Raw genomic sequence first — 22,183 nt, 5'->3', positions numbered from 1 at the left:
ACGACGCGCGGGCCTGCGACACCGGGCGCATGGGCTACCTGCGCTTTCTCGTTGAAAACAAACTGTTCCTGCTGGCCGGGTTCCTGCTGTGTTTCACGTCGTCTTTTGGGCAGACCTATTTCATTTCGCTTTTTGCGGGCGAAATTAAACAGGCGTTTGCGCTGACGGATGGCGATTGGGGCGCCATCTATACCATCGGGACAACCCTCTCGGCTGTGACGATGATCTGGGTGGGCGCGCTGACCGACAGGTTTCGGGTGCGACAGCTATCTCTCGTAGTGATGATCCTGTTGGCAATGGCCTGTGCCGCGATGGCCCTGGTGTCCAGCGCGGCCCTGCTGGTGATGGTCATCTATGCGCTGCGGCTGATGGGTCAGGGGATGATGTCGCAACTGGGCGCGGTTGCCATGTCGCGGTGGTTTGTCGCCGCGCGGGGCCGGGCCATCTCGCTCGCCTCAATGGGGTTTTCGGTGGGACAGGCCCTGCTGCCCATCATCTTTGTCACACTGCTGGTGGTTTTTGACTGGCGCGCCCTGTGGTGGATCGCGGCGCTATGCGTTGTGGCCGCCATTCCGATCATGCAGATGCTGCTGCGTCAGGAACGCACGCCCCAGTCGATGACAGAGACCTCGCAGAGCCTTGGCATGGGGGGCAAACACTGGACACGCGCAGCTCTTCTCCGGCATCCGCTTTTCTACCTGATGGTGCCGCTGGTGCTGGGGCCATCGGCCTGGGGAACCGCCCTGTTTTTCCAGCAGGTGCACCTGACGGAGGTCAAAGGCTGGAGCCTGATGTCCTTTGTCGCGCTGATGCCGATCTACACCGCGGCGACCGTGATATGCACTTTCATCACCGGCTGGGCCGTGGATCGCATCGGCGTAAAGTGGATCGTCCCGTTCCAGATGCTGCCCTTTGGCCTGTCTTTCCTGGTGCTGGCTTTTGCCGATACGATTCTGATGGCCGGTGTCGGCCTTGTCATCTTCGGGATCGGACAAGGCATGCAGGGCACCGCCACCACCGCATTCTGGGCCGTATTTTACGGGACGCGGCACTTAGGCGCGATCAAGGCGGCAGCGGCAGCCCTGATGGTCTTCGGATCCGCCATCGGGCCGGGGATCACCGGGGCGCTCATTGATCTCGGGATCAGTTTTCCCGAGCAGATGATCCCCATCGCCGCGTTCTATCTCGGTGGGGCGCTGCTCGCCGGACTGGGGATCCTGCGGTACCAGCGTGATCTGCCTAGCGCCGTCGCCTGAGATAGACGTAATAGGCACCACCGCCACCGTGGCTGATATGCGCCTCACTCACCTGCATGACAACCGATGCCAGCGGCGGCGCGCTCAGCCATTGCGGCACCTGATGGCGCAACACGCCAAAGCGCACCGGAATGGGCCCGCCTTCGTCCCGGTTTTTGCCTTTGCCGGTGATGACCAGCACCAATCGTTTGCCCGATGCATGGCCGGAAAGGATAAATTTCGTCAGCGCCGCATGGGCACGATCCAGGGTCATCCCGTGCAAATCGATCCGCCCTTCGGGTTTGATCTTCCCACGAGTCATTTTGCCAAAGGTTTTCTGATCCATCTGCACCGGCGCGCGCCGCAGTTGATCGGGTAGGGAGGGCGCCAGTTGGATCGTGTTTTTCCGCGGTTCCGGCTTGGGCGGAAACTGCGTGTTCAACTTGCCGAAATCCGGTTTTGGCTTGGGGTGATCTTTGGCGCGCGCCTGCGGAGCAAAGGCTTCGGGATCAAACGTGCTGCGCTGATCCAGTGCTTCCGTCTTGTCGGTGACTTTGCGCCAAAGGGCGACTTCGTCCGCCGACAATTTCCGGCGTGTCACAGCGCCCCCTCCGGTGCCATCGCATAGGCACGCTGGATCGGGAGCAGCACAATCATGCGGCCCGGGTCCTTGAGTTTTCCCGCAGCACGGCCCGCCTTGTCACCGGTGCCAAAGAAAACATCCGCGCGCTGAGCACCTTTGATCGCTGAACCGGTATCCTGCGCAATCATCAGCCGTCGCAGGGGCTTTTTGCCGTCTTTTTCGATCCAGACCGGTGCGCCTAATGGCGTAAAGGCCGGATCAACCGCGATGGTGCGCATCGTCGTGACCGATCTGTTCATCGCGCCCAGCGGTCCCTGATCGGCGGGGACCTCGCTGACCTCACGGAAGAATACATAGGATGGGTTGTGAAACAAAAGCTCCCGGCCTGCCGCTGGGTTGCGCCGCACCCAATTCTTGATCACATCGGCGCTGACTTGATGCGATTGATAGGTGCCGCGACGCACAAGCTCAACCCCGATGGACCGGTAAGTGTGCCCGTTTGCCCCCGCATAGCCCACGCGCAGCTTGTCACCATTCGGCAGGTTTACCCGGCCAGATCCCTGAATTTGCAGAAAAAACAGCTCCACCGGATCGTCAACCCAGGCAATTTCCAGACCACGCCCCTGCAAAACACCACCATCGAGAATTTGTCGGCGGGAGTACCACAGGTCCGTGCTCTTGGCCTCCGGCGGCATGGCATAAATCGGGTAGCGGTACCGTCCGGATTTTTGCCGCGATCCACTCAGTTCCGGTTCAAAATACCCGGTGAAAAGCGCAGGCGCCCCGTCTTCGATCAGAACCGGACGGAACAACAGCTCGAAAAAGGCCTTAGGGTCCGGGTTGGACGTCGCATAGGCGCAAACCGCGCGCCAATCGGGATCATCCATATCCTGACAGGTATTGCGGAACGTTTCAAAAGCCGCCGCGTGGTCATCTTTTGCCCAACCATTGAGGTCTTCGAAAGAAAGGACTTCGATACTGGTGTCAGCAGATGCGGGGCCTGTCATGCTGAGCACCCCCGCAAGAAACGCCGCCAGCGCAGGCTTCATGCGTCTGTGGAAACAAGCAGCCAATTTGGATCATCCGACCCCATTTTGCGCGCAAAGGCCCAGGTGTCTTTCTGGCGCTTTATGTCAGAGGCGTTGCCATCCACGATTTCGCCGTCGCTGTTGCGCACCACTGAGGTCAGTTCCGCGACAAAGCGGATGGTCAGCTCCGCCTCGCTGGTATCCTCATCATAGGTCGCATCCATCAGCTTGAGCTCGCGTACCCCGATGAAATTCGCCTCAATGGTCAAGCCCTGATCTTCACGTGCGGCGACGCCATCGACGAAGGATTCGTAAATGTCTTCGGCCAGGAACGGCTGGATGTCCGACAACTCGCCATTCTCATACCCCATAACGATCATCTCATAGGCGCTGCGCGCACCCCCAAGAAAATCGGTGACGTTGAACGAAGGCTCAATGCGTTTCATCGCGGCCAGCGCCTGCGCCGCGCTGCTGTTTTCTTCAACATGATCCACGATATCGAGGTCGGGGCCGCCCTCGATCACCTCGAATTCCGGGCTGCCAAGGCGATCCGTTTGTGTCTTCTGCACTGGCGGCTGCTCAAACCCGTCCCGCGTGCCCAGCACGTTTTTCAGACGCAAGATCAGAAAAACAGCGATGCCGGCCAGCACCAAAAGCTGTATCAGGGGCGAATTCATAGGAACCTCATGTGGGGTAATTCATGGAAACAGGTGTATAGTGTACTTATGTAGGTGTCGGGGTCGGCCAAGTCCACTCCACGCCGGACGAAAGGAAGCATCAAAATGTGGCTATTTATCGCTTTTCTCGCGGTACCACTGATTGAAATCACGCTGTTCATCCAAATTGGCGGCGCAATCGGTCTTGGCTGGACGCTTGTCACGGTCATTTTGACCGCGATCATCGGCACATGGCTGGTACGGAATCAGGGGCTTATGGCGATGAATCAGCTGAAGTCGTCCTTTTCTGATCTGCGCGACCCGACAGAACCGCTGGTGCATGGGGCGATGATCCTGTTTTCCGGCGCATTACTGCTGACGCCCGGCTTTTTCACCGATGCGGTCGGATTTCTATTGCTTGTGCCGGGGTTCAGGACCGCCGTCTTCAAGGCCATCCGCGCGCGGGTGAACATCCATACCTTCGAAACCGGTCCCGGACAAACCCGGGCAGGGCCAACCGGCGCCCGACATCCGCATCCAAATGATGATATTATCGATGGTGAATATTCCGAAGTCCCCCCGGAATATAATAAAATCAAACAGCCTTCGAAGTGGTCGGACCATTGAGAACCGCCCCCCAAGCTGGTAAGGCTCGCCCGATTTATTTTTCACCTCAGGAGTGACCCATGGCTGAAGCCGAAGCACAACAACAAGGGCCGCAGATGCGTGTCCTCGGACAATTCATTCGCGATATGTCTTTTGAAAACATCATGGCGCAAAAAGGCGCGCCTGCGGATGTGACCCCGGATGTTCAGGTTCAGGTCAATCTGGATGCGAAAAAACGCAGTGTCGAACACCAGTATGAAACGTCGATCAAGCTGAACGTGACCTCCAAGGCCAAAGACAGCGACTCCACCCTGTTCGTGCTGGAAATCGACTATGCCGGGATCTTCCACATCGACAATGTGCCCGAAGACCAGCTGCATCCTTTCCTGCTGATCGAATGCCCGCGGATGATTTTCCCGTTCCTGCGCCGCGTGGTCAGCGATGTGACACGGGATGGTGGCTTCCCGCCGCTGAACCTGGAAAACATCGATTTCCTGTCGCTCTACCGCAATGAATTGGCGCGCCGCCAGGCGGAAGAAGCGCCCAAGAAAGCCGACGCGTGATCGTCAGGCTTTAAGCCACAATGCGTCGTCGCCCAGTTTCGCCACAAATTCGGCATGGGCGGCGGCTTCTTTTTCGGTCAAACGGGGTTTGAGCGGCGTCGGCCTCGGTCTTGGCATCCAGTCCTCCTCACCGGTGCCCGACCTGTTCTGTGCCGCAGTTGACAGGCCAAAATCGGGCTGCCGACCGCCGATCAGCTCCAGATAGACTTCCGCTAGAATTTCACTGTCCAACAGCGCGCCGTGCAACGTCCGCGAAGAATTGTCGATGTTGAACCGACGGCAGAGCGCGTCCAATGATGCGGGTGAGCCGGGAAACCGTTTGCGCGCGATCTCCAGCGTATCGATGGCCTGCTCCCAGGGGATCAGCGGCAGGCCCATCCATTTCAGCTCGGCATTCAGGAATTTGATGTCGAATGAAGCATTGTGGATCACCAGTTTCGCATCACCAATGAAATCCAGAAATGCCTGGCCGACCTGCGCAAATTTCGGTTTATCGCGCAGGAAATCATCGCCCAACCCGTGCACTTGAAACGCCTCTTCGGGCATTGAGCGTTCGGGGTTGATGTATTGATGATAGGTTTTGCCGGTCGCCATATGGCCCATCAATTCCACCGCGCCGATCTCGACAATCCGGTCGCCGGATTGCGGGTCAAAACCGGTGGTTTCCGTATCCAGGACAACTTCACGCATCGCGCAATCTCTCTCTGATTTGCCTGACCACATCCTGAACCTGCGCGCGGGCATGTTCAACCGTATCCGTGACGATCACGAAATCGGATCGCGCGCATTTTTCGTCATTTGGCATCTGTTTCGCCCGGATGTTTTCGAATTCCGCGCGTGTCATCGTTCCTCGCTCCAGAACGCGTTTTTCCTGCTCTTCAGGCGAAACAGAGACACATGCGACGGCATCCATCTGCCTCTCGCCTCCGGTTTCAAAGAGCAGGGGAATGTCGAGAACGGCGATATCAGATATTGGATTTGACAGGAAAGCTTCGCGATCCTGCGCCACCAGCGGGTGGACGATGGTTTCAATTTTCTTCAGGGCATCTCTGTCTTTGGAAATGATGTTGCGCAACGCAGATCGCGAAACCGCACCGTCCACGATTGCATCCGGATAAAGGGCCGAGATCGGGGTGATGGCCGCACCATCCTGACCATATAGCCGATGCACCGCCGCATCCGCATCCCAGAGTGCGCAGCCCTCGTCGACAAACATCTGCGCGGTCGTCGATTTGCCCATTCCAATGGACCCGGTCAGGCCAAGTCTGAACACTAGCGCAAAACCGCGGCGCGGGCGTCATCATCCACATCCGGTCGCGGCCCGAACCACCGTTCGAACCCGGGCACCGCCTGATGCAGGAGCATGCCCAGACCATCCACCGTGACGCAGCCTTTTTCCTCCGCAACCTGCAACAGCCGGGTTTTCAGCGGCGTATAGACAAGATCGGTGACAACCGTCGATTTTTTCAGCCCGTCAAGCGGCACGCGCATCTCGGGCTTGCCAACCATCCCCAGCGACGATGTGTTCACAACCAGACTGGTCTCTTCCAGCATATTTCCGGCCTGTACCCAATCGATCACCCTGATGCGATTGCCGAAATCCGACTGCAGTTTTTCGGCGCGCACCCGCGTCCGGTTCGACAACAGGATTTCTGGCACGCCAGCATCGAGCAGCGATGCGATTACCGCCCGCGCCGCGCCGCCCGCACCCAGGACGGCGGCCGCCCCTTGCGTCGGCACCCAATTGGGCGCGCCTGCTTTCAGATTTTCAAGAAACCCGTAACCGTCTGTATTATCAGCATGAATCTTACCATCTTTGCGAAAGATCAACGTATTGGCTGCGCCGATCAGCGTCGCACGATCCGTGATGAGATCCGCAATTTCCAAAACCGCTTCCTTATGCGGGATCGTGATGTTGACGCCCACAAACCCGGCTTTGGGTAAGGTGGTCAAGACGTCTCGCAAATCGCGCGCGGCCACATCCATTGGAATGTAGAACCCGTTGACGCCATGTTTGTTCAACCAATGACGGTGCACTCGTGGTGACTTCGAATGCGCAATCGGGGACCCGATGACGCCCGCCAAGGGGATTTTATCCGGGGATTTTGACGTATTCGTCATCGTTCCAACTCTCCACGCAGCGTCAGGTAGGCCAGTAGCTCCAGCAAGGGCAGGCCCAGCACGTTAAAGTAATCCCCTTCGATCCGAGTGAAAAGCCGCACGCCTTCTTCTTCGAGCTTATAGGCCCCGACGGCATGGCGGATGCTGTCCCAATTCCGCGCAACATAGCCGTTGATATAGTCATCCGTCGCATCGCGCATCCGCAGACGCACCTGACCCACATGCCGCCAAACCGGCTTGCCACCGTCATAGATTACCGCGGCTGACAGCAGACTGTGCCGGTCATTGCGCAGCCGGTGCAATTGATCGATGGCCTCTTCGGGGGATTGCGGTTTTGAAAACAGCGTCCCCTGGTGGTCCAGCACCTGATCACAGCCCAAAACCAGCGCATCCGGATTTTTGTCGCTCACCTTGCGCGCTTTCATTTCGGCCAAGGCATCGGCAATATCACGCGGCGGCGCATTCTCTGCCAACATGGCGTCGCGCACCATATCTTCGTCGACCCGTCCGGGCTGAATCGTGAATCTGACGCCGGCCTGGCGCAGCATCTGGGCTCTGATTTCGGAGCCGGATGCCAATATGAGCGGCTGGGACATGTGTATAACCCTGTGAGCACCCTTAAGGATTTCTTAATAGTTTCTTCTGGGCAAAACAGCGAGATCACGCAAGAGCAAGAAGGGCTGGGGTCAGTCCAGATGTTCACGAAGATTAATACGCTGGTAGGAAGGATAACCGAGATCTTGTGAATAACAATTTCGTTGTGATCTTACCCACAGTTTTATACAGGCGATGTGAAAAGAAAACCTATTCAACCATTTGTTTTATATATATTATTCTCCAAAATCAGAAGATATAAAATATCCGGACGAACTTTTTCCTCATCGGTAAAACCCCGCGGACAAAATGATAATCCACAGAAATCCAAGACCCTACATAATCATCATCCTTTAATCTTTCTTTATATATTTATAAGAGAGGCAAACGGATCGGAGAGATGAATGACGAACCTACTTGCCCTTGGATATCCATGGATCAAGGCATTTCACATCATGTCCGTGATTGCCTGGATGGCGGGTTTGTTCTACCTGCCCCGGCTGTTTGTGTACCACGTAGAACAGGTTGGGCAAAGCGGGGAGACCCATGCGCTGTTTCAAACCATGGAGCTGAAATTGCTGCGGGTGATCATGAACCCGGCGATGATAGCGACCTGGGTGTTTGGTCTGTGTCTTGTTTTCACGCCGGGCATTGTTGATTGGACAGCGATATGGCCCTGGACCAAGGCGGCGGGTGTTTTGGGGATGACCTGGTTTCATCACTGGCTGGGCTTGAGGCGGAAGGATTTCATTTCTGGCTCCAATGACCTGAGCGGGCGCCAGTACCGAATGATGAACGAAGTGCCGACCTTGCTGATGGTTCTGATCGTGCTTTCAGTCGTCATCAAGTTCTGAGAATTGACTCGTGCTACGCGGCGGCTTATGTACCCATCACCACCCCGTCCGGGGATGGCGCAGACCTAAATTTTCAAATGACATCAGCTGGCGGCTTTGCTGCGGTTGATCACGGGTATTTCCATGACATCTGACATGATCGACACACCGACAGCGCCGGAAACGCTTGAGACACTGAATCTCGCGGACCTGAAGCGCAAGAGCCCCAAAGACCTTCTGTCCATGGCCGAAGATCTGGAGATCGAAAACGCCTCGACCATGCGCAAGGGCGAGATGATGTTCCAGATCCTGCGCGAACGCGCGGATGAAGGCTGGGAAATTTCCGGTGATGGCGTGCTGGAAGTGCTGCAGGACGGTTTCGGGTTTCTGCGCTCGCCCGAGGCAAACTATCTGCCGGGCCCGGATGACATCTACGTCTCGCCCGAGATGATCCGCAAATACTCGCTGCGCACCGGCGATACCATCGAGGGTGTGATCAAGGCGCCAGATGACAGCGAACGTTATTTTGCGCTTTTGGATGTGACACAGATCAACTTTGAAGAGCCGGAAAAAGCCCGTCACAAGGTGGCTTTTGAAAACCTGACGCCGCTTTATCCAGATGAGCGCCTGACGATGGAAGTCGATGATCCAACCGTCAAAGACCGGTCCTCGCGCATCATTGACCTGGTTGCCCCGATCGGAAAGGGCCAGCGGTCGCTGATCGTGGCGCCGCCTCGGACGGGTAAAACGGTTCTGCTTCAAAACATCGCGAATTCCATCGAGAAGAACCATCCAGAATGCTACCTGATTGTCCTTCTGATTGACGAACGGCCCGAAGAGGTCACGGACATGCAAAGGTCGGTCAAAGGTGAGGTTGTGTCCTCGACCTTTGACGAACCGGCGACGCGTCACGTGGCGGTGTCCGACATGGTGATTGAAAAGGCCAAACGGCTTGTCGAGCACAAACGTGACGTGGTCATCCTGCTGGATTCCATCACGCGTCTTGGTCGGGCGTTCAACACCGTGGTGCCATCCTCTGGTAAGGTTTTGACCGGGGGTGTGGATGCCAACGCCTTGCAACGCCCGAAACGTTTCTTTGGTGCCGCGCGGAACATCGAAGAGGGTGGATCGCTGACCATTATTGCGACGGCACTCATCGACACGGGCAGCCGAATGGATGAAGTAATTTTCGAAGAATTCAAAGGCACGGGTAACTCGGAAATCGTTCTGGACCGCAAGATCGCTGACAAACGCGTCTTCCCGGCGATGGATATTCTGAAATCCGGAACACGGAAAGAGGACCTGCTGGTGGATAAGGTTGACCTGCAGAAAACATTCGTCTTGCGCCGTATTCTGAACCCGATGGGCACAACAGATGCGATTGAATTCCTGATTTCCAAGCTGAAACAGACCAAGACAAACTCGGATTTCTTCGACTCCATGAATACATAACTTATTGTTTAAAAACAGTGGGTTAAATTGATGAATACGATTTATGCTCTGGCATCGGCGCAGGGTAAGGCTGGGGTGTCGGTCATCCGAATATCCGGGCCGGATGCCCATGCGTCGGCCCATGTCTTGTGTGGAAAGTTGCCTGAGCCCAGGTATTCCGCGACACGCTCCTTGAGAAATGCCGCTGGTGATCTTCTCGATCACGCGCTGGTTCTTTGTTTCAAAGCACCAAATAGCTTTACGGGTGAGGACGTGGTTGAGTTACATGTCCATGGAAGCGTTTCAGTGGTTCGGGCTGTCCTAGAAGAATTGTCGAAACAGGAGGGCACCCGGTTGGCCGAGCCGGGAGAATTCACCCGGCGTGCGTTGGAAAATGAGAGGCTAGACCTTGCCCAGGTGGAGGGGCTGGCGGATCTCATCGATGCGGAAACCGAAGCGCAGAGAAAGCAGGCGGTGCGTGTTTTATCCGGTGCTTTGGGCGCGCGGGTGGACGGGTGGAGATCGAAGCTGATCAGAGCGGCCGCCTTGCTGGAAGCTACAATTGATTTTGCGGACGAAGACGTGCCTGTTGATGTAAGCCCGGAAGTCTGTGCGTTGCTTAAGGATGTGACCGCTGATCTCGAAAACGAAATCTCCGGAAGTTTTGTGGCGGAACGTATCCGTACCGGTTTTGAAGTTGCGCTTGTGGGCGCGCCAAACGCGGGCAAGTCGACCTTGCTAAATCGTTTGGCGGGTCGCGAGGCGGCGATCACGTCGGAAATTGCCGGAACAACGCGGGATGTCATCGAGGTTCGGATGGACTTGCAAGGCTTACCCGTGACTTTTCTGGATACCGCTGGGCTGCGTGATGCTGAGGATGAAATTGAAAACATCGGTGTTTCTCGCGCCTTGGAACGTGCAAGGGGAGCGGATTTACGGGTCTTTCTGGCTGAACCAGGGGAAAGTCTGATGCTGCCACCTCAGGAGAAGGACATCGTCCTTCATCCGAAGGCAGATATTTCCAACGTCGCGCGCAGTGTTGGTATATCTGGGAAAACCGGCGCGGGCGTGCGGGAGTTGATCACACGGATCCAAGCGACGCTTCAAGACAGAACTGCACTTGCCGGGTTGGCCACGCATGAGAGGCATCGTGTTGCGATGGAGCGGGCTTTTGAGAGTTTGCAGGCTGCGCAAGCAATCGTGGGTAATGGTCCGGAGCTTTATGATATAGCGGCAGAGGAATTGCGGACGTCGATTCGAGCCCTTGAAGCTTTGGTCGGGCGTATCGATGTAGAAAACCTGTTGGATGAAATATTCTCAAGCTTCTGTCTTGGGAAATAGCGGAGTATTTCACGTGAAACATTTTGAGGTTCTTGTCATTGGGGGTGGCCACGCGGGTGCTGAGGCGGCGCATGCGGCGGCGCGGATGGGAGCGCATACAGCCCTGGTCACCATGACTGAAGACGGCATTGGCGCGATGTCCTGCAACCCGGCGATTGGCGGTCTGGGTAAGGGCCACCTCGTGCGTGAAATCGATGCGATGGATGGCGTGATGGGGCGTGTTGCCGATAAGGCGGGTATCCAATTTCGCTTGCTCAATCGTCGAAAAGGTCCTGCGGTACAGGGTCCGCGCGCGCAATCAGATCGTCAGATCTATCAATCGGAAATGCTCTCGGAGATCAAATCTCGCGCCAATCTTTCAATCATCTTGGGTGAAGTTGTTGATTTCAAGATGCAAGGGGATCGTGTTGCGGGCGTTTTCCTGCATGATGGCAGCGAGATTGACGCGACTTCTATCGTGCTGACCACTGGGACCTTTCTGCGCGGGGTAATTCATATCGGTGACGTATCCCGATCTGGCGGTAGGATCGGTGAAAAGGCCTCCGTTAAGCTGGCTGAACGTATTGATTCCTTTGAATTGCCATTGGGTCGGCTGAAGACCGGCACGCCACCACGTCTGGATGTAAAGACGATCAATTGGGAGGTTCTCCAGGATCAGCCTGGGGATGAAGATCCGACCTTGTTTTCATTCATGTCAAAGGGTGTAACCGCACGGCAGGTCAGCTGTGGCATAACGCATACGAATTCAAAAACGCACGACATCATTCGCGAAAACCTGTCGCGGTCCGCCATGTATGGCGGGCACATTGATGGGGTGGGTCCGCGGTATTGCCCGTCGATTGAAGACAAGATTGTCCGATTTGCAGATAAAGATTCCCACCAGATCTTTTTGGAGCCGGAAAGCCTGTCCACAACGACCGTTTATCCAAATGGCATATCGACATCCTTGCCCGAATCTGTTCAGGAAGATTACGTTCATTCGATCTATGGCCTTGAAAACGCAACAATTCTGCAGCCGGGGTATGCGATTGAGTATGATTACGTTGATCCGCGTGCATTGAACGCCCAGTTGGCGCTGCCGAATGTGCCCGGATTGTATTTAGCCGGACAAATTAACGGAACCACCGGATATGAAGAGGCGGCGGCGCAGGGATTGGTTGCCGGGTTGAATGCGGCGCTAGCGGCGCAGGGGCGTGACCCTGTGCATTTTTCGAGGTCTGAAAGCTATATCGGCGTCATGATCGATGACCTGACAACGCGCGGCGTGAGTGAACCCTATCGCATGTTCACCTCGCGCGCCGAATTCCGGTTGTCTTTGCGCGCCGATAATGCGGATCAACGGCTGACGCCACTGGGCATAGATCTTGGGTGTGTTGGTGCGACGCGGGCAAGGGCTTACCTTGAGAAAGCGGAAAAGCTGGAATTTGCGCGTGAATCGCTGAGTAAAAAGACATTTACGCCGTCCCAGGCCTCTGAAGTTGGTATCAAAATCAATCAGGATGGCAGCAGAAGAACGGCCATGCAGCTTTTGGCATTCCCCGATGTATCTTTCGTGGAAATTGCCGCTCTCGACTCAGAGTTCGAGGGGATCGAAGCGGAAACCCGAAAGCAAATGGAGAGAGAGGCGCTTTACGCGAATTATATTCAGCGACAACAGCGCGATATTGACCTACTTCGTAAGGATGAGGCGCAGGTTATTCCGAGTGATTTCGCCTATGAGGGTTTAGAGGGCTTATCCAATGAGCTTAAATCCAAGTTGATCGCGGTAAAACCTTCCACGCTGGCGCAAATGTCTCGCGTGGATGGGATGACGCCAGCCGCGTTGACTCTGATTCTTGCGAAGTTGCGGCAGCTCAAGCGAAAGAAGTCAGCCTGATGACGTCGGATTTGAATGTTTCACGTGAAACATTGAACCGATTGGGGGTATTCCACGACCTTCTGAAAAAGTGGAATACGAAGATAAATCTGGTGTCCAAATCTAGTATCTCGGACGCATGGGAACGCCATATCAATGATTCACTGCAAGTGTATCATCATGCGGGGGATGAAATAGCTTGGTCGGATATCGGAAGCGGTGGTGGCCTGCCGGGTCTTGTGGTCGCGATCTTGGCCAAGGAATTTCATCCGGATCGACATGTCACCATGGTGGAGAGTGACATTCGCAAATCCACCTTTCTACGCACCGTGATCCGCGAATTGGATTTGCAGGCTTCTGTTCTTGTATCTCGGATCGAGCAAACCGCACCTATGAATGCGGATATCTTATCGGCACGGGCGCTCGCAGATTTGGATCAGCTGCTCAGATATGCAGAAATACATCTGACTCGAAGCGGGCGTGCGTTGTTTTTCAAGGGCGAAACCTGGGAAAAAGAGGTGGAGACAGCACGCAAGTCGTGGTCTTTTGATCTGGTTGCGCATAAAAGTAAGACGAACCCAAACGCTGCCATTCTTGAGGTGAAGGATATCCATCTTGTCTGACCTATCACGCCCGGCTGGTCCGAAGATCATTTCGGTAGCGAACCAAAAAGGTGGCGTTGGAAAAACCACGACAACAATCAACCTGGCGGCGGCCCTGGTCGAAGCCGGGAAGCGCGTTTTGGTGGTTGACCTCGATCCGCAGGGGAATGCATCAACGGGTCTGGGTATCGAAACCGAAGATCGCGAACTGACGACCTACGAGCTTTTGCTCGAAGATATTGATCTTAAATCTGTTATTCTGCCGACGGTCACGCCAGGATTGCTCATTGTCCCCGCAACGGTGGATCTGAGTTCAGCGGATATCGAGCTGATTTCCAATGAAAAACGCAGTTTTCTGCTGCATGATGCGTTGCGACAGACGGCAATGGATGCATTTGAGCTGGACTATATCCTGATCGACTGCCCGCCATCCCTGAACCTTTTGACGGTCAATGCGATGATCGCGTCGCATTCTGTGCTGGTGCCGTTGCAGAGCGAATTCTTTGCCCTTGAAGGGTTGTCGCAATTGATGCTGACCATTCGTGAGGTCCGGCAAAGCGGAAATAAGGATTTGCGCATCGAAGGCATCGTTTTGACGATGTATGATCAGCGGAACAACCTGTCCCTTCAGGTCGAGCAGGACGCGCGGGACAATCTGGGTGAGCTTGTTTTCAAAACACGGGTGCCCAGAAATGTTCGGGTCAGCGAGGCACCATCTTTCGCGATGCCGGTTCTCACCTATGATACGGCATCAAAAGGCGCGCAGGCCTACCGGGCGCTGGCGCGGGAAGTTCTGAGCAGAAATACAGAAAAAGTCGCATAAGGGGGCTGACATGGCAGGTGGAGTGGATCGTAAACGAGGCCTCGGGCGCGGCTTGTCTGCGTTGATGTCGGATGTTGCGGAAACGGAAAAGGTGGTCAGTACTGGACCAGCGGCAGCGGAACGCCTTATTCCGATTGAGCAGATTTTACCCAATCCGGACCAGCCCCGCAAAAGATTTGCGGAGGGTGACCTGGAGGACCTGGCAGCTTCCATTCGCGAAAAAGGGGTTATTCAGCCGCTGATCGTGCGGGCGTTGCCGAGCGGACAGTATGAGATCGTAGCGGGTGAACGCCGCTGGCGTGCAGCGCAGATGGCCAAGCTGCATGAGCTGCCGGTTGTGGTGCGGTCCTTTACGGACGTCGAAGTGCTGGAAGTTGCGATCATCGAGAATATTCAGCGGGCGGACCTGAACCCGATTGAAGAGGCGGTGGGGTATCGGCAGCTGATGGACCGGTTTGGCCATACGCAGGAAAAAATGGCGGAGGCGCTTGGGAAGAGCCGTAGCCACATCGCGAACCTTCTGCGTCTGCTGAACCTGCCGGATGATGTATTAGAGATGGTGCGAAAGGGTGATCTGAGCGCGGGACACGCGCGTGCGTTGATCACCGCTGAGAACCCGTCGAAGATTGCCCAGCAGATCATCAAGAGCGGTCTGTCCGTGCGGGCCGTTGAAGCGTTGGTGAAGAAAGAACAATCCAATGGCGATGACAATATTTTCAGCGGGAACGCGAAGCCAAAGACCGAGGCGAAGGATGCAGATACCAAGGCGCTTGAGGGCGATCTGTCTGCCTCTCTGGGTATGAAGGTTGTATTGCGCCACAAGCCAGGTCAGGAATCTGGTCAGATGACGCTACACTACAAATCCTTGGAAGAACTGGACGAATTGTGTCGGATGCTGAGCGGAAGCTAGTCTTCCAATAGCGTCGCAATCACTGCATTTAGTATCATAAACCCTTGTTCTGAAACGATAATTTTATCACCTTGGGTGCAAAGCATGCCCATTTGCGTTAATTCACCGATCTTTGTGGGTGACAGCGGTCGCCCTGCCAGCTTTTCAAATCGCGCGCGACTGATGCCTTCCTTGAGCCGCAACCCCATGAGAAGAAATTCACTCGCCTGATCACCTGTATCAAGCCGTGTTCTTTCCTTTTCAGAGTTTGCCTCCTGCACGGAGTGCAGCCACCGCGCGGGGTTTGAGTGGCATTCCGTGGAATAGCGATGGCCGCGCATCGTTAGCCGACCATGGGCGCCGGGGCCGATCCCAATGTAGTCGCCATAGCGCCAGTAAATCAGGTTGTGGATCGATTGCGCGCCGTCGCCTGCGTGGTTCGACACCTCATAGGCGGGCAGGCCATGTTTGTCGCATAGCTCCTGCGTCAGAGTGAAAAGATCCGCGCTCAGGTCCTCGTCCGGCAGCCCGCGCAGCTTGCCGGCGTTGTAGCGGTCACCAAATGCGGTGCCTTGCTCGATTGTCAGCTGATAAAGCGACAGGTGATCCACGGCCAAAGACAGCGCTTGCTCCAGCTCAGCCCGCCAGGCGGCGAGGCTTTGCCCTTGACGTGCATAGATCAGATCAAAGCTGACCCGATCAAAAGTGGCGCGCGCAATCTCAAACGCTTTCAATGCTTCATCTGTGGAATGAAGCCGCCCGAGCTTTTGCAAATCTGGATCATTAAGCGCCTGAATTCCCATGGAAATTCTATTGACGCCTCCATCCCGAAAGGCCCGGAACCTGCCTGCTTCGACGGATCCCGGATTGGCTTCCAGCGTGATTTCCAGATCGTTCGCGCAAGCCCAGTTTTTGCGGATCTTCTCGATCACCTGTCCAACGGTCTCTGGCGCCATAAGGCTGGGCGTGCCACCGCCAAAGAAAACGGACCGCAGCACACGCCCGGGTGTTTCAGCCGCGGCCCGATCAAGTTCTGTCAGGTAGGCGTCGCACCAGGCTTGCTGGTCGATCTGCCGGGACACATGGCTGTTGAAATCGCAGTAGGGACATTTGGCCTCGCAAAACGGCCAATGGATATAAAGGCCAAAGCCGCCCTGCTCCCAATCCTCAGCCAAAGCATCCCGCAATCAGTTTTGCGAAGGCATCTGCGCGGTGGCTGATCCGGTTCTTTTCCGCCGGGTCCATCTCGGCAAAGGTGATGTCATGCCCATCGGGTTGAAACATCGGATCATAGCCATGCCCGGTCTGTCCCCGCATCGGCCAGACCAGCGTTCCGTTGACTTTGCCTTCAAAAACTTCGTCATGCCCGTCAGGCCAGGCCAGCACCAGGGTCGCGCGAAAACGGGCGCGTCGCGGATGCGCCGCACTCTTTTCCTCCAGCAAATCATGGGTCTTCGTCATCGCCATGATGAAATCACGCCCATTCTCGGTTTCCGCCCAATCTGCGGTGTAGACGCCGGGCTGGTTGTCCAGGGCTTCGACTTCGATGCCTGAATCGTCCGCCAGCGCGGGCAGGCCGGTTGCCTCAACCGCGGCCCGTGCCTTGATCCGGGCATTGCCGACAAAGGTTGTTTCAGTTTCCACCGGTTCAGCCAGGTTCATCTCAGCCGCGCCAACAACTGACACGCCATAGGGTTCGAACAGCTGTTGCATCTCTTCGAGCTTACCCGCGTTATGGGTCGCGATCAGGATACGTTTGCCGTCGAACGCCCGGGTCATGCAGCGGCCGATTTCTGCATGACGGCCAATTCGGAAACGCCTTTTTCGGCCAGATCCATCAGCGCATTCATCTGATCGCGGGAGAAGACGGAGCCTTCGGCGCTCATCTGTACTTCGATCAACTGGTGCGAGCCCGTCATGATGAAATTCCCATCGACGCCCGCCTCGGAATCCTCGGGGTAGTCGAGATCCAGCACCGGCTGTCCGGCATAGATGCCGCAGCTGATCGCCGCCACCGGATCGGTCATCGGATCACTGATCACGTCACCGGCTTTCATCAACTTGTTAACCGCCAGCCGCAGGGCAATCCACCCCCCGGTGATCGACGCGCAACGGGTGCCGCCATCGGCCTGCAGCACGTCACAATCCACGGTGATCTGACGTTCGCCCAAGGCAACCCGGTCCACACCGGCGCGCAAGGACCGGCCAATCAGGCGCTGGATTTCAACCGTGCGCCCACCTTGCTTGCCCGCTGCCGCCTCACGCCGCATCCGCGTGTTGGTCGCGCGGGGCAGCATGCCGTACTCTGCGGTGACCCAGCCGAGGCCCGACCCCTTGATAAAGGGGGGCACGCGGTCCTCGATGGTCGCAGTGCACAGCACATGTGTATCCCCCATCTTGATCAGGGCGCATCCTTCGGCGTGTTTCGTGAAATCCGTTTCAATCGAAACGGCCCGCATTTCATCTAGTGCTCGACCTGAAGGGCGCATGGGATATCCTTTGTTTGCTACCCTCCGATACCGTTCCCGCATGCCGAGATGCAACCCCGATTGAATTCTCTTCCTTTTATGCTTTTATTCAGCACCAGCTAGGATGCCATCATGAACGACGTGCCGAATATTCTGGGGGAGATGAACGAGCGCTCGCGCGAAGTGTTTCGCCGCGTGGTCGAAGGTTATTTGGCGGATGGCGCGCCGGTCGGCTCCCGGACGCTGACACGCGATTTCAGCGAAAACGTCAGTGCGGCGACGATCCGCAACGTGATGCAGGATCTGGAATATCTCGGGTTGCTGGACAGCCCCCATGTCAGCGCGGGACGTATCCCGACCCAACAGGGCCTGCGCATGTTCGTGGACGGGCTGCTGGAGATCGGTAGTCCGGATGAGACCGACCGTGAAATGATTGACGCGACCATGGGGTCAAACGAGCAGGACGTCAGCGGTCTGTTGGATCGCGTGGGCTCTGCGCTGTCGGGTGTCACGCATGGGGCCTCTCTGGTGCTCACGCCGAAACGCGAGGCGCCGATCAAACATATCGAATTTGTTTCGCTGTCACCCGACCGGGCGCTGGTGGTGCTGGTGTTTGCGGATGGGCATGTGGAAAACCGGTTGTTCACGCCACCGCCCGGTCAGACACCCAGCTCCATGCGGGAGGCGGCGAATTTCTTGAATGCGCTGATCGAAGGCAAAACGCTGGGCGAGGTGCAGGGCACCATTCAACGCGAAATTGCCAGCCGGCGGCAGGAGATCGATTCGCTTGCGCAGGAGTTGGTGCAGAGTGGTCTGGCGGTCTGGGAAGGCGAGGGTGATCAGATCGAGCGTCTGATCGTGCGGGGCCGGTCGAATCTCCTCAGCGAAGACGGCGAAACCGAGGATCTGGAGCGGATCAGACGCCTGTTTGACGACCTTGAACGCAAACGTGATATCGCGGAATTCCTTGAGCTTGCTGAAGAAGGCGACGGTGTGCGCATTTTTATTGGTTCTGAGAACAAACTTTTTTCACTTTCGGGTTCCTCTCTGGTGGTTTCCCCATATATGAACGCTGATCGAAAGATCATTGGCGCCGTGGGCGTCATTGGTCCGACGAGACTGAATTATGGACGCATTGTGCCGATTGTGAATTACACGGCACAGCTGGTCGGAAAGCTGATCTCTGACCGGAGCTAGAGGTGAATTATGGCAGAGCCCAAGAACGAAGAGTTTCTGGACGACATCGAAGACGCGGAAGCGGAGGCTTTTGCAGATGAGATGGAAGAGATTGATGACGAAGCGCTGGAAATTGACCAGCTGCGCGCGGAGCGTGATGAACTGCGCGATCGGTTCATGCGGGCGCTGGCCGATGCCGAGAATGCGCGCAAACGGTCGGATCGGGATCGGCGCGAGGCGGAAAACTACGGTGGGTCAAAACTGTCGCGTGACATGCTGCCCGTCTATGACAACATGAAGCGCGCGCTGGAAACGGTGACCGATGAGCAGAAAGAAGCAAACTCGGCTTTGATCGAAGGCATTCAGCTGACGATGCGCGAACTTTTGAGCGTCTTTAAAAAACACGGGATCGAGGTAATCGCGCCAGAAGTGGGGGATCGTTTTGATCCGCAGCACCATCAGGCCATGTTCGAAGCGCCGGTGCCCGGGACGAAGGCGGGCGATATCATTCAGGTCGCCGCAGAAGGCTTCATGCTGCACGACCGGCTGCTGCGTCCAGCGCAGGTTGGGGTGTCGTCGACGCCTGCCGGGTAAGCCACAGCCCATAGCGTGAAAAGAAGGCCGTCAGGATTTGGCGGCCTCTTTTAGTTTGTAGAGCGTTTCAAGCGCCTGGCGCGGGGTGAGTTCATCCGGGTGAATGTCGGCAAGCACCTCTTCCACTTGCGACGTTTTCGGCGGCGCGGGCGGTGGCGTCGGTGTCGCCGAAAACAGGGGCAGATCATCAATCAGGGTTTTCTGGGTGGCGCCGCCCTCGCGTTCGCCTTTCTCAAGCGCATCCAGAACCACGCGGGCCCGCGCAATCACGGGCGCGGGCAGGCCTGCAAGTTGTGCCACCTGAACGCCATAGGAGCGGTCGGCGGCCCCTTTTTTCACTTCATGCAAAAAGATGACCTCACCTTCCCATTCTTTCACGGTGACCGTCGCATTATCGACGCCGGACAGTTTGCCCGCCAGCGCCGTCATCTCGTGATAATGCGTGGCGAAAAGCGCGCGGCTTTTGTTGACATCATGCAGGTGTTCCAGCGTGGCCCAGGCGATGGAAAGCCCGTCATAGGTGGCGGTGCCGCGACCGATTTCGTCCAGGATCACCAGCGCCCGGTCATCCGCCTGGTTGAGGATCGCGGCGGTTTCCACCATTTCGACCATGAAGGTCGAGCGGCCCCGTGCCAGATCATCGGAGGCTCCGACGCGGCTGAACAACTGACTGATCAGCCCGATGTGCGCGGATTGCGCGGGCACGAAGCTGCCCATTTGGGCCAGCAGCGCGATGATCGCGTTCTGACGTAGAAAGGTGGATTTACCCGCCATGTTGGGGCCAGTGAGCAGCCAGATGTTTGCCGCACTGTCATCGGCGCTCAGCTCACAATCATTCGCGATGAACGGCTCGCCGGAGTTGTTTTTCAACGCATGCTCGACAACCGGATGCCGCCCACCTGAGATGTCGAAGGCCCGGCTGTCATCGACCTTGGGCGCTGCCCAGTTTTCCGAAATCGCCAGGTCCGCCAGTGCGGTGGTCAGATCAAGCTCGGCGAGCCCGGCAGCGGCCTGTGCAATCTTTGCCGCGTTTTCCAGGACCGCGTTGCGTAGCACCTCGAACAGGCGTTTTTCAATCTCAAGCGCCCGGCCCCCGGCGTTGAGAATGCGCGTCTCCATTTCCGAGAGTTCCACGGTGGTGAAGCGCACCTGATTTGCGGTGGTTTGACGGTGGATGAAGGTCTCCGACAGGGGCGGCGACAGCATCTTGTCCGCATGTGTGCTCGGGGTTTCGATGAAGTAGCCCAGCACGTTGTTATGTTTGATCTTAAGCGAAGAAATCCCCGTGTTAGAGACGAAATCAGCCTGCATTTGGGCGATCACGCCCCGGCCTTCGTCTCGCAGCTTTCGCGCTTCATCCAGCTCCGCGTCGTGGTCGGGTGCGATGAAACCACCATCCCGGGTGAGCAACGGCGGCTCCGCGATCAGCGCAGCGTCCAGCTGATCGATGAGCTCGGAATGACCAGCCATGTCAGCCAGCGCTTTTTTCAGCAGGTCGGGCAACTCCAAGGGGCTCAGGTCGGCGCAAAGTGTTTCGGCCTGCGACAGACCGTTTCGAATGGCGGCAAGATCACGGGGACCACCGCGCTCAAGCGACAGCCGCGACAGGGCGCGATCAAGGTCCGGCACCTTGCGCAGTTGCTCGCGGATATCCTGCCGATGCGGGGCGTTTTCGGTGGCCCAATGCACGGCATCCAGGCGATCACGGACAACAGACAGCACGCGTGAGGGGCTGGAGAGCCGCCGTTCCAGCAGCCGGGCCCCGCCGGCTGTCGCGGTTTTGTCGATCACCGACAGCAACGATCCGGCACGACCCCCCGAAAGCGCCTGAGTTAGTTCCAGATTGCGCCGTGTGGCGGCATCGATTTGCACCGTGCGGGCTTCTGCTTCCTTTTGCGGCGGGCGCAGGAGCGGCAGTTTGCCTTTCTGGGTGATCTCCAGATACTGCAGGATCGCGCCCATCGCGGCGACCTCTGCGCGATCAAAGGCACCGTAGGCGTCCAGTGTCTCGACTTCAAAAAGCGCGCAGAGACGCTTTTCGCCGCCGGTGCTGTCGAAGGCCGACCGCGCCAACCCGGTCAGGGCGATGCCAAAATCCTCCGCGGTCTCTCTCAAATCCGCCTCCTTGGCCTCAGAGACGATCAACTCCGAGGGTGCAAGCCGTGCCAGCTCCGGTCCCAAGCGCAAACGGGTCAGGGGCATCACATGAAACGCACCGGTGGAGATATCGACCCACGCCAGCGCCTGCGCGTCCCGGACTTCTGCAAAACCCGCGAGGTAATTGTGCCGCCGCGCTTCGAGCAAGGCCTCTTCGGTCAGCGTGCCCGGCGTGACCAGTCGCACCACATCGCGCTTCACCACCGATTTGGAGCCACGCTTTTTCGCCTCCGCCGGGCTTTCCATCTGCTCGCAGACGGCGACGCGAAATCCCTTGCGGATCAGCGTCAGCAAATACCCTTCGGCGGCATGCACCGGGACGCCGCACATCGGGATGTCGGCGCCATCGTGTTTGCCGCGTTTGGTCAGCGCAATATCCAGCGCCTGCGCGGCGGCAACCGCATCCTCGAAAAACATCTCGTAGAAATCGCCCATGCGATAGAACAGCAAGGCGTCCGAGTAATCGGCTTTCAGTTCGAGATATTGCGCCATCATTGGCGTGACGGTCATGCGGTGCCCCCCGGCGGTTTGCGCAGACCTTACAAACGGTGCGGGGGAGGTAAAAGCCTCAAATGCTGTCTGCTTGAGGCGGCGCGCGCGCTGGGCTAGAGGTTACACGCTCGGAACA

23 protein-coding genes are annotated in these 22,183 nt (G+C 56.9%); 12 read left to right on the top strand and 11 right to left on the bottom strand.

The window, feature by feature from the left end; all coding sequences use genetic code 11:
- Positions 1 to 29 precede the first annotated feature (29 nt).
- Positions 30 to 1,256, top strand: coding sequence for an MFS transporter (locus Q1A20_RS04905; protein ID WP_299916178.1), 1,227 nt, complete (start codon positions 30 to 32; stop codon positions 1,254 to 1,256).
- On the opposite strand, the gene Q1A20_RS04900 is transcribed toward Q1A20_RS04905, so the two are convergent.
- The 3 genes from Q1A20_RS04900 to Q1A20_RS04890 are packed head-to-tail and all read right to left on the bottom strand — an operon-like array spanning position 1,240 to position 3,523.
- Entirely contained in the window at positions 1,240 to 1,836 is a 597-nt protein-coding gene (locus tag Q1A20_RS04900) for a Smr/MutS family protein (RefSeq protein ID WP_299916177.1), read from the bottom strand. The genes Q1A20_RS04905 and Q1A20_RS04900 overlap by 17 nt on opposite strands.
- Positions 1,833 to 2,825, bottom strand: a complete 993-nt coding sequence (locus Q1A20_RS04895; RefSeq protein ID WP_299916175.1) for an MltA domain-containing protein — start codon at positions 2,823 to 2,825, stop codon at positions 1,833 to 1,835. Before Q1A20_RS04895 ends, Q1A20_RS04900 begins: the two co-directional genes overlap by 4 nt.
- A 38-nt stretch (positions 2,826 to 2,863) precedes the next feature.
- Positions 2,864 to 3,523 carry a Tim44/TimA family putative adaptor protein gene (locus tag Q1A20_RS04890; RefSeq protein WP_298968810.1) on the bottom strand — a complete coding sequence of 220 codons (660 nt, stop codon included), beginning with the start codon at positions 3,521 to 3,523 and terminating at the stop codon, positions 2,864 to 2,866.
- 105 nt (positions 3,524 to 3,628) lie between these two features.
- On the opposite strand from Q1A20_RS04890, the gene Q1A20_RS04885 reads away from it, so the two are divergent.
- Both Q1A20_RS04885 and secB read left to right on the top strand, forming a co-directional pair.
- Entirely contained in the window at positions 3,629 to 4,129 is a 501-nt protein-coding gene (locus tag Q1A20_RS04885) for an FxsA family protein (protein WP_299401447.1), read from the top strand.
- A 59-nt stretch (positions 4,130 to 4,188) separates the two neighbouring features.
- Positions 4,189 to 4,671 (top strand): protein-export chaperone SecB, encoded by a 483-nt coding sequence (gene secB, locus Q1A20_RS04880; protein WP_298968812.1) that lies wholly within the window; start codon positions 4,189 to 4,191, stop codon positions 4,669 to 4,671.
- A 3-nt stretch (positions 4,672 to 4,674) separates the two neighbouring features.
- On the opposite strand, the gene dnaQ is transcribed toward secB, so the two are convergent.
- Genes dnaQ through Q1A20_RS04860 form a run of 4 tightly spaced genes read right to left on the bottom strand, consistent with a single transcriptional unit; the run spans position 4,675 to position 7,388 of the window.
- Complete coding sequence (gene dnaQ, locus Q1A20_RS04875) at positions 4,675 to 5,361, bottom strand: DNA polymerase III subunit epsilon (RefSeq protein ID WP_299401452.1); 687 nt, start codon at positions 5,359 to 5,361, stop codon at positions 4,675 to 4,677.
- Positions 5,354 to 5,944: a dephospho-CoA kinase gene (gene coaE, locus Q1A20_RS04870; protein WP_299401455.1), complete on the bottom strand. Its 591-nt coding sequence runs from the start codon at positions 5,942 to 5,944 to the stop codon at positions 5,354 to 5,356. Before coaE ends, dnaQ begins: the two co-directional genes overlap by 8 nt.
- A complete protein-coding gene (locus Q1A20_RS04865) occupies positions 5,944 to 6,792 on the bottom strand; it encodes a shikimate dehydrogenase (protein WP_299401458.1) in 849 nt (282 codons plus the stop codon). The genes coaE and Q1A20_RS04865 overlap by 1 nt, the downstream gene beginning before the upstream one ends.
- Positions 6,789 to 7,388, bottom strand: a complete 600-nt coding sequence (locus tag Q1A20_RS04860; protein WP_299401460.1) for a nucleoside triphosphate pyrophosphatase — start codon at positions 7,386 to 7,388, stop codon at positions 6,789 to 6,791. Before Q1A20_RS04860 ends, Q1A20_RS04865 begins: the two co-directional genes overlap by 4 nt.
- A 402-nt stretch (positions 7,389 to 7,790) precedes the next feature.
- Here Q1A20_RS04860 and hemJ point away from each other — a divergent pair, with 402 nt between their 5' ends.
- The 7 genes from hemJ to Q1A20_RS04825 all read left to right on the top strand — a co-directional run bounded on the left by hemJ (position 7,791) and on the right by Q1A20_RS04825 (position 15,181).
- Positions 7,791 to 8,240, top strand: coding sequence for a protoporphyrinogen oxidase HemJ (gene hemJ, locus Q1A20_RS04855; RefSeq protein WP_299401463.1), 450 nt, complete (start codon positions 7,791 to 7,793; stop codon positions 8,238 to 8,240).
- Between the two features lie 123 nt (positions 8,241 to 8,363).
- Positions 8,364 to 9,671, top strand: a complete 1,308-nt coding sequence (gene rho, locus Q1A20_RS04850) for a transcription termination factor Rho (RefSeq protein ID WP_298968822.1) — start codon at positions 8,364 to 8,366, stop codon at positions 9,669 to 9,671.
- A 30-nt stretch (positions 9,672 to 9,701) separates the two neighbouring features.
- Positions 9,702 to 10,991 carry a tRNA uridine-5-carboxymethylaminomethyl(34) synthesis GTPase MnmE gene (mnmE, locus tag Q1A20_RS04845; protein WP_299401469.1) on the top strand — a complete coding sequence of 430 codons (1,290 nt, stop codon included), beginning with the start codon at positions 9,702 to 9,704 and terminating at the stop codon, positions 10,989 to 10,991.
- Complete coding sequence (gene mnmG, locus Q1A20_RS04840; RefSeq protein WP_299916171.1) at positions 10,957 to 12,867, top strand: tRNA uridine-5-carboxymethylaminomethyl(34) synthesis enzyme MnmG; 1,911 nt, start codon at positions 10,957 to 10,959, stop codon at positions 12,865 to 12,867. The genes mnmE and mnmG overlap by 35 nt, the downstream gene beginning before the upstream one ends.
- Positions 12,867 to 13,469: a 16S rRNA (guanine(527)-N(7))-methyltransferase RsmG gene (rsmG, locus tag Q1A20_RS04835; RefSeq protein WP_299401473.1), complete on the top strand. Its 603-nt coding sequence runs from the start codon at positions 12,867 to 12,869 to the stop codon at positions 13,467 to 13,469. Before mnmG ends, rsmG begins: the two co-directional genes overlap by 1 nt.
- Complete coding sequence (locus Q1A20_RS04830) at positions 13,462 to 14,271, top strand: AAA family ATPase (RefSeq protein ID WP_298968827.1); 810 nt, start codon at positions 13,462 to 13,464, stop codon at positions 14,269 to 14,271. Before rsmG ends, Q1A20_RS04830 begins: the two co-directional genes overlap by 8 nt.
- Before the next feature lie 10 nt (positions 14,272 to 14,281).
- Complete coding sequence (locus tag Q1A20_RS04825) at positions 14,282 to 15,181, top strand: ParB/RepB/Spo0J family partition protein (protein ID WP_299401477.1); 900 nt, start codon at positions 14,282 to 14,284, stop codon at positions 15,179 to 15,181.
- On the opposite strand, the gene hemW is transcribed toward Q1A20_RS04825, so the two are convergent.
- From hemW to rph, 3 genes are read right to left on the bottom strand one after another with little or no spacing between them, the layout of a single operon-like run.
- Positions 15,178 to 16,335 carry a radical SAM family heme chaperone HemW gene (gene hemW / locus Q1A20_RS04820; RefSeq protein ID WP_299916504.1) on the bottom strand — a complete coding sequence of 386 codons (1,158 nt, stop codon included), beginning with the start codon at positions 16,333 to 16,335 and terminating at the stop codon, positions 15,178 to 15,180. The genes Q1A20_RS04825 and hemW overlap by 4 nt on opposite strands.
- A complete protein-coding gene (rdgB, locus tag Q1A20_RS04815) occupies positions 16,328 to 16,939 on the bottom strand; it encodes an RdgB/HAM1 family non-canonical purine NTP pyrophosphatase (RefSeq protein ID WP_299916168.1) in 612 nt (203 codons plus the stop codon). The genes hemW and rdgB overlap by 8 nt, the downstream gene beginning before the upstream one ends.
- Positions 16,936 to 17,649 carry a ribonuclease PH gene (rph, locus tag Q1A20_RS04810; RefSeq protein ID WP_298968832.1) on the bottom strand — a complete coding sequence of 238 codons (714 nt, stop codon included), beginning with the start codon at positions 17,647 to 17,649 and terminating at the stop codon, positions 16,936 to 16,938. Before rph ends, rdgB begins: the two co-directional genes overlap by 4 nt.
- Before the next feature lie 111 nt (positions 17,650 to 17,760).
- On the opposite strand from rph, the gene hrcA reads away from it, so the two are divergent.
- A complete protein-coding gene (hrcA, locus tag Q1A20_RS04805) occupies positions 17,761 to 18,825 on the top strand; it encodes a heat-inducible transcriptional repressor HrcA (RefSeq protein WP_299630500.1) in 1,065 nt (354 codons plus the stop codon).
- A gap of 9 nt (positions 18,826 to 18,834) precedes the next feature.
- Positions 18,835 to 19,398 carry a nucleotide exchange factor GrpE gene (locus tag Q1A20_RS04800; RefSeq protein ID WP_298968836.1) on the top strand — a complete coding sequence of 188 codons (564 nt, stop codon included), beginning with the start codon at positions 18,835 to 18,837 and terminating at the stop codon, positions 19,396 to 19,398.
- A gap of 30 nt (positions 19,399 to 19,428) precedes the next feature.
- Here Q1A20_RS04800 and mutS read toward each other — a convergent pair whose 3' ends face one another.
- Positions 19,429 to 22,065 (bottom strand): DNA mismatch repair protein MutS, encoded by a 2,637-nt coding sequence (gene mutS, locus Q1A20_RS04795; protein ID WP_299916166.1) that lies wholly within the window; start codon positions 22,063 to 22,065, stop codon positions 19,429 to 19,431.
- Positions 22,066 to 22,183 lie beyond the last annotated feature (118 nt).

The organism is uncultured Roseobacter sp., from assembly GCF_947501835.1.
Classification (GTDB): Bacteria; Pseudomonadota; Alphaproteobacteria; order Rhodobacterales; family Rhodobacteraceae; genus Roseobacter.
Note: the sequence above shows the minus strand (reverse complement) of the source record. Positions and strands in the feature narration are given on the sequence as shown.

Coding starts and splice junctions, on each gene's coding strand:
- Q1A20_RS04825 (WP_299401477.1), top strand. CDS start 14,282: ATGGCAGGTGGAGTGGATCGTAAACGAGGCCTCGGGCGCGGCTTGTCT.
- Q1A20_RS04905 (WP_299916178.1), top strand. CDS start 30: ATGGGCTACCTGCGCTTTCTCGTTGAAAACAAACTGTTCCTGCTGGCC.
- rdgB (WP_299916168.1), bottom strand. CDS start 16,939: ATGACCCGGGCGTTCGACGGCAAACGTATCCTGATCGCGACCCATAAC.
- mnmG (WP_299916171.1), top strand. CDS start 10,957: ATGAAATATTCTCAAGCTTCTGTCTTGGGAAATAGCGGAGTATTTCAC.
- Q1A20_RS04865 (WP_299401458.1), bottom strand. CDS start 6,792: ATGACGAATACGTCAAAATCCCCGGATAAAATCCCCTTGGCGGGCGTC.
- Q1A20_RS04895 (WP_299916175.1), bottom strand. CDS start 2,825: ATGACAGGCCCCGCATCTGCTGACACCAGTATCGAAGTCCTTTCTTTC.
- mutS (WP_299916166.1), bottom strand. CDS start 22,065: ATGACCGTCACGCCAATGATGGCGCAATATCTCGAACTGAAAGCCGAT.
- Q1A20_RS04860 (WP_299401460.1), bottom strand. CDS start 7,388: ATGTCCCAGCCGCTCATATTGGCATCCGGCTCCGAAATCAGAGCCCAG.
- hemJ (WP_299401463.1), top strand. CDS start 7,791: ATGACGAACCTACTTGCCCTTGGATATCCATGGATCAAGGCATTTCAC.
- Q1A20_RS04800 (WP_298968836.1), top strand. CDS start 18,835: ATGGCAGAGCCCAAGAACGAAGAGTTTCTGGACGACATCGAAGACGCG.
- Q1A20_RS04890 (WP_298968810.1), bottom strand. CDS start 3,523: ATGAATTCGCCCCTGATACAGCTTTTGGTGCTGGCCGGCATCGCTGTT.
- rsmG (WP_299401473.1), top strand. CDS start 12,867: ATGACGTCGGATTTGAATGTTTCACGTGAAACATTGAACCGATTGGGG.
- secB (WP_298968812.1), top strand. CDS start 4,189: ATGGCTGAAGCCGAAGCACAACAACAAGGGCCGCAGATGCGTGTCCTC.
- dnaQ (WP_299401452.1), bottom strand. CDS start 5,361: ATGCGTGAAGTTGTCCTGGATACGGAAACCACCGGTTTTGACCCGCAA.
- rph (WP_298968832.1), bottom strand. CDS start 17,649: ATGCGCCCTTCAGGTCGAGCACTAGATGAAATGCGGGCCGTTTCGATT.
- rho (WP_298968822.1), top strand. CDS start 8,364: ATGACATCTGACATGATCGACACACCGACAGCGCCGGAAACGCTTGAG.
- Q1A20_RS04885 (WP_299401447.1), top strand. CDS start 3,629: ATGTGGCTATTTATCGCTTTTCTCGCGGTACCACTGATTGAAATCACG.
- hrcA (WP_299630500.1), top strand. CDS start 17,761: ATGAACGACGTGCCGAATATTCTGGGGGAGATGAACGAGCGCTCGCGC.
- mnmE (WP_299401469.1), top strand. CDS start 9,702: ATGAATACGATTTATGCTCTGGCATCGGCGCAGGGTAAGGCTGGGGTG.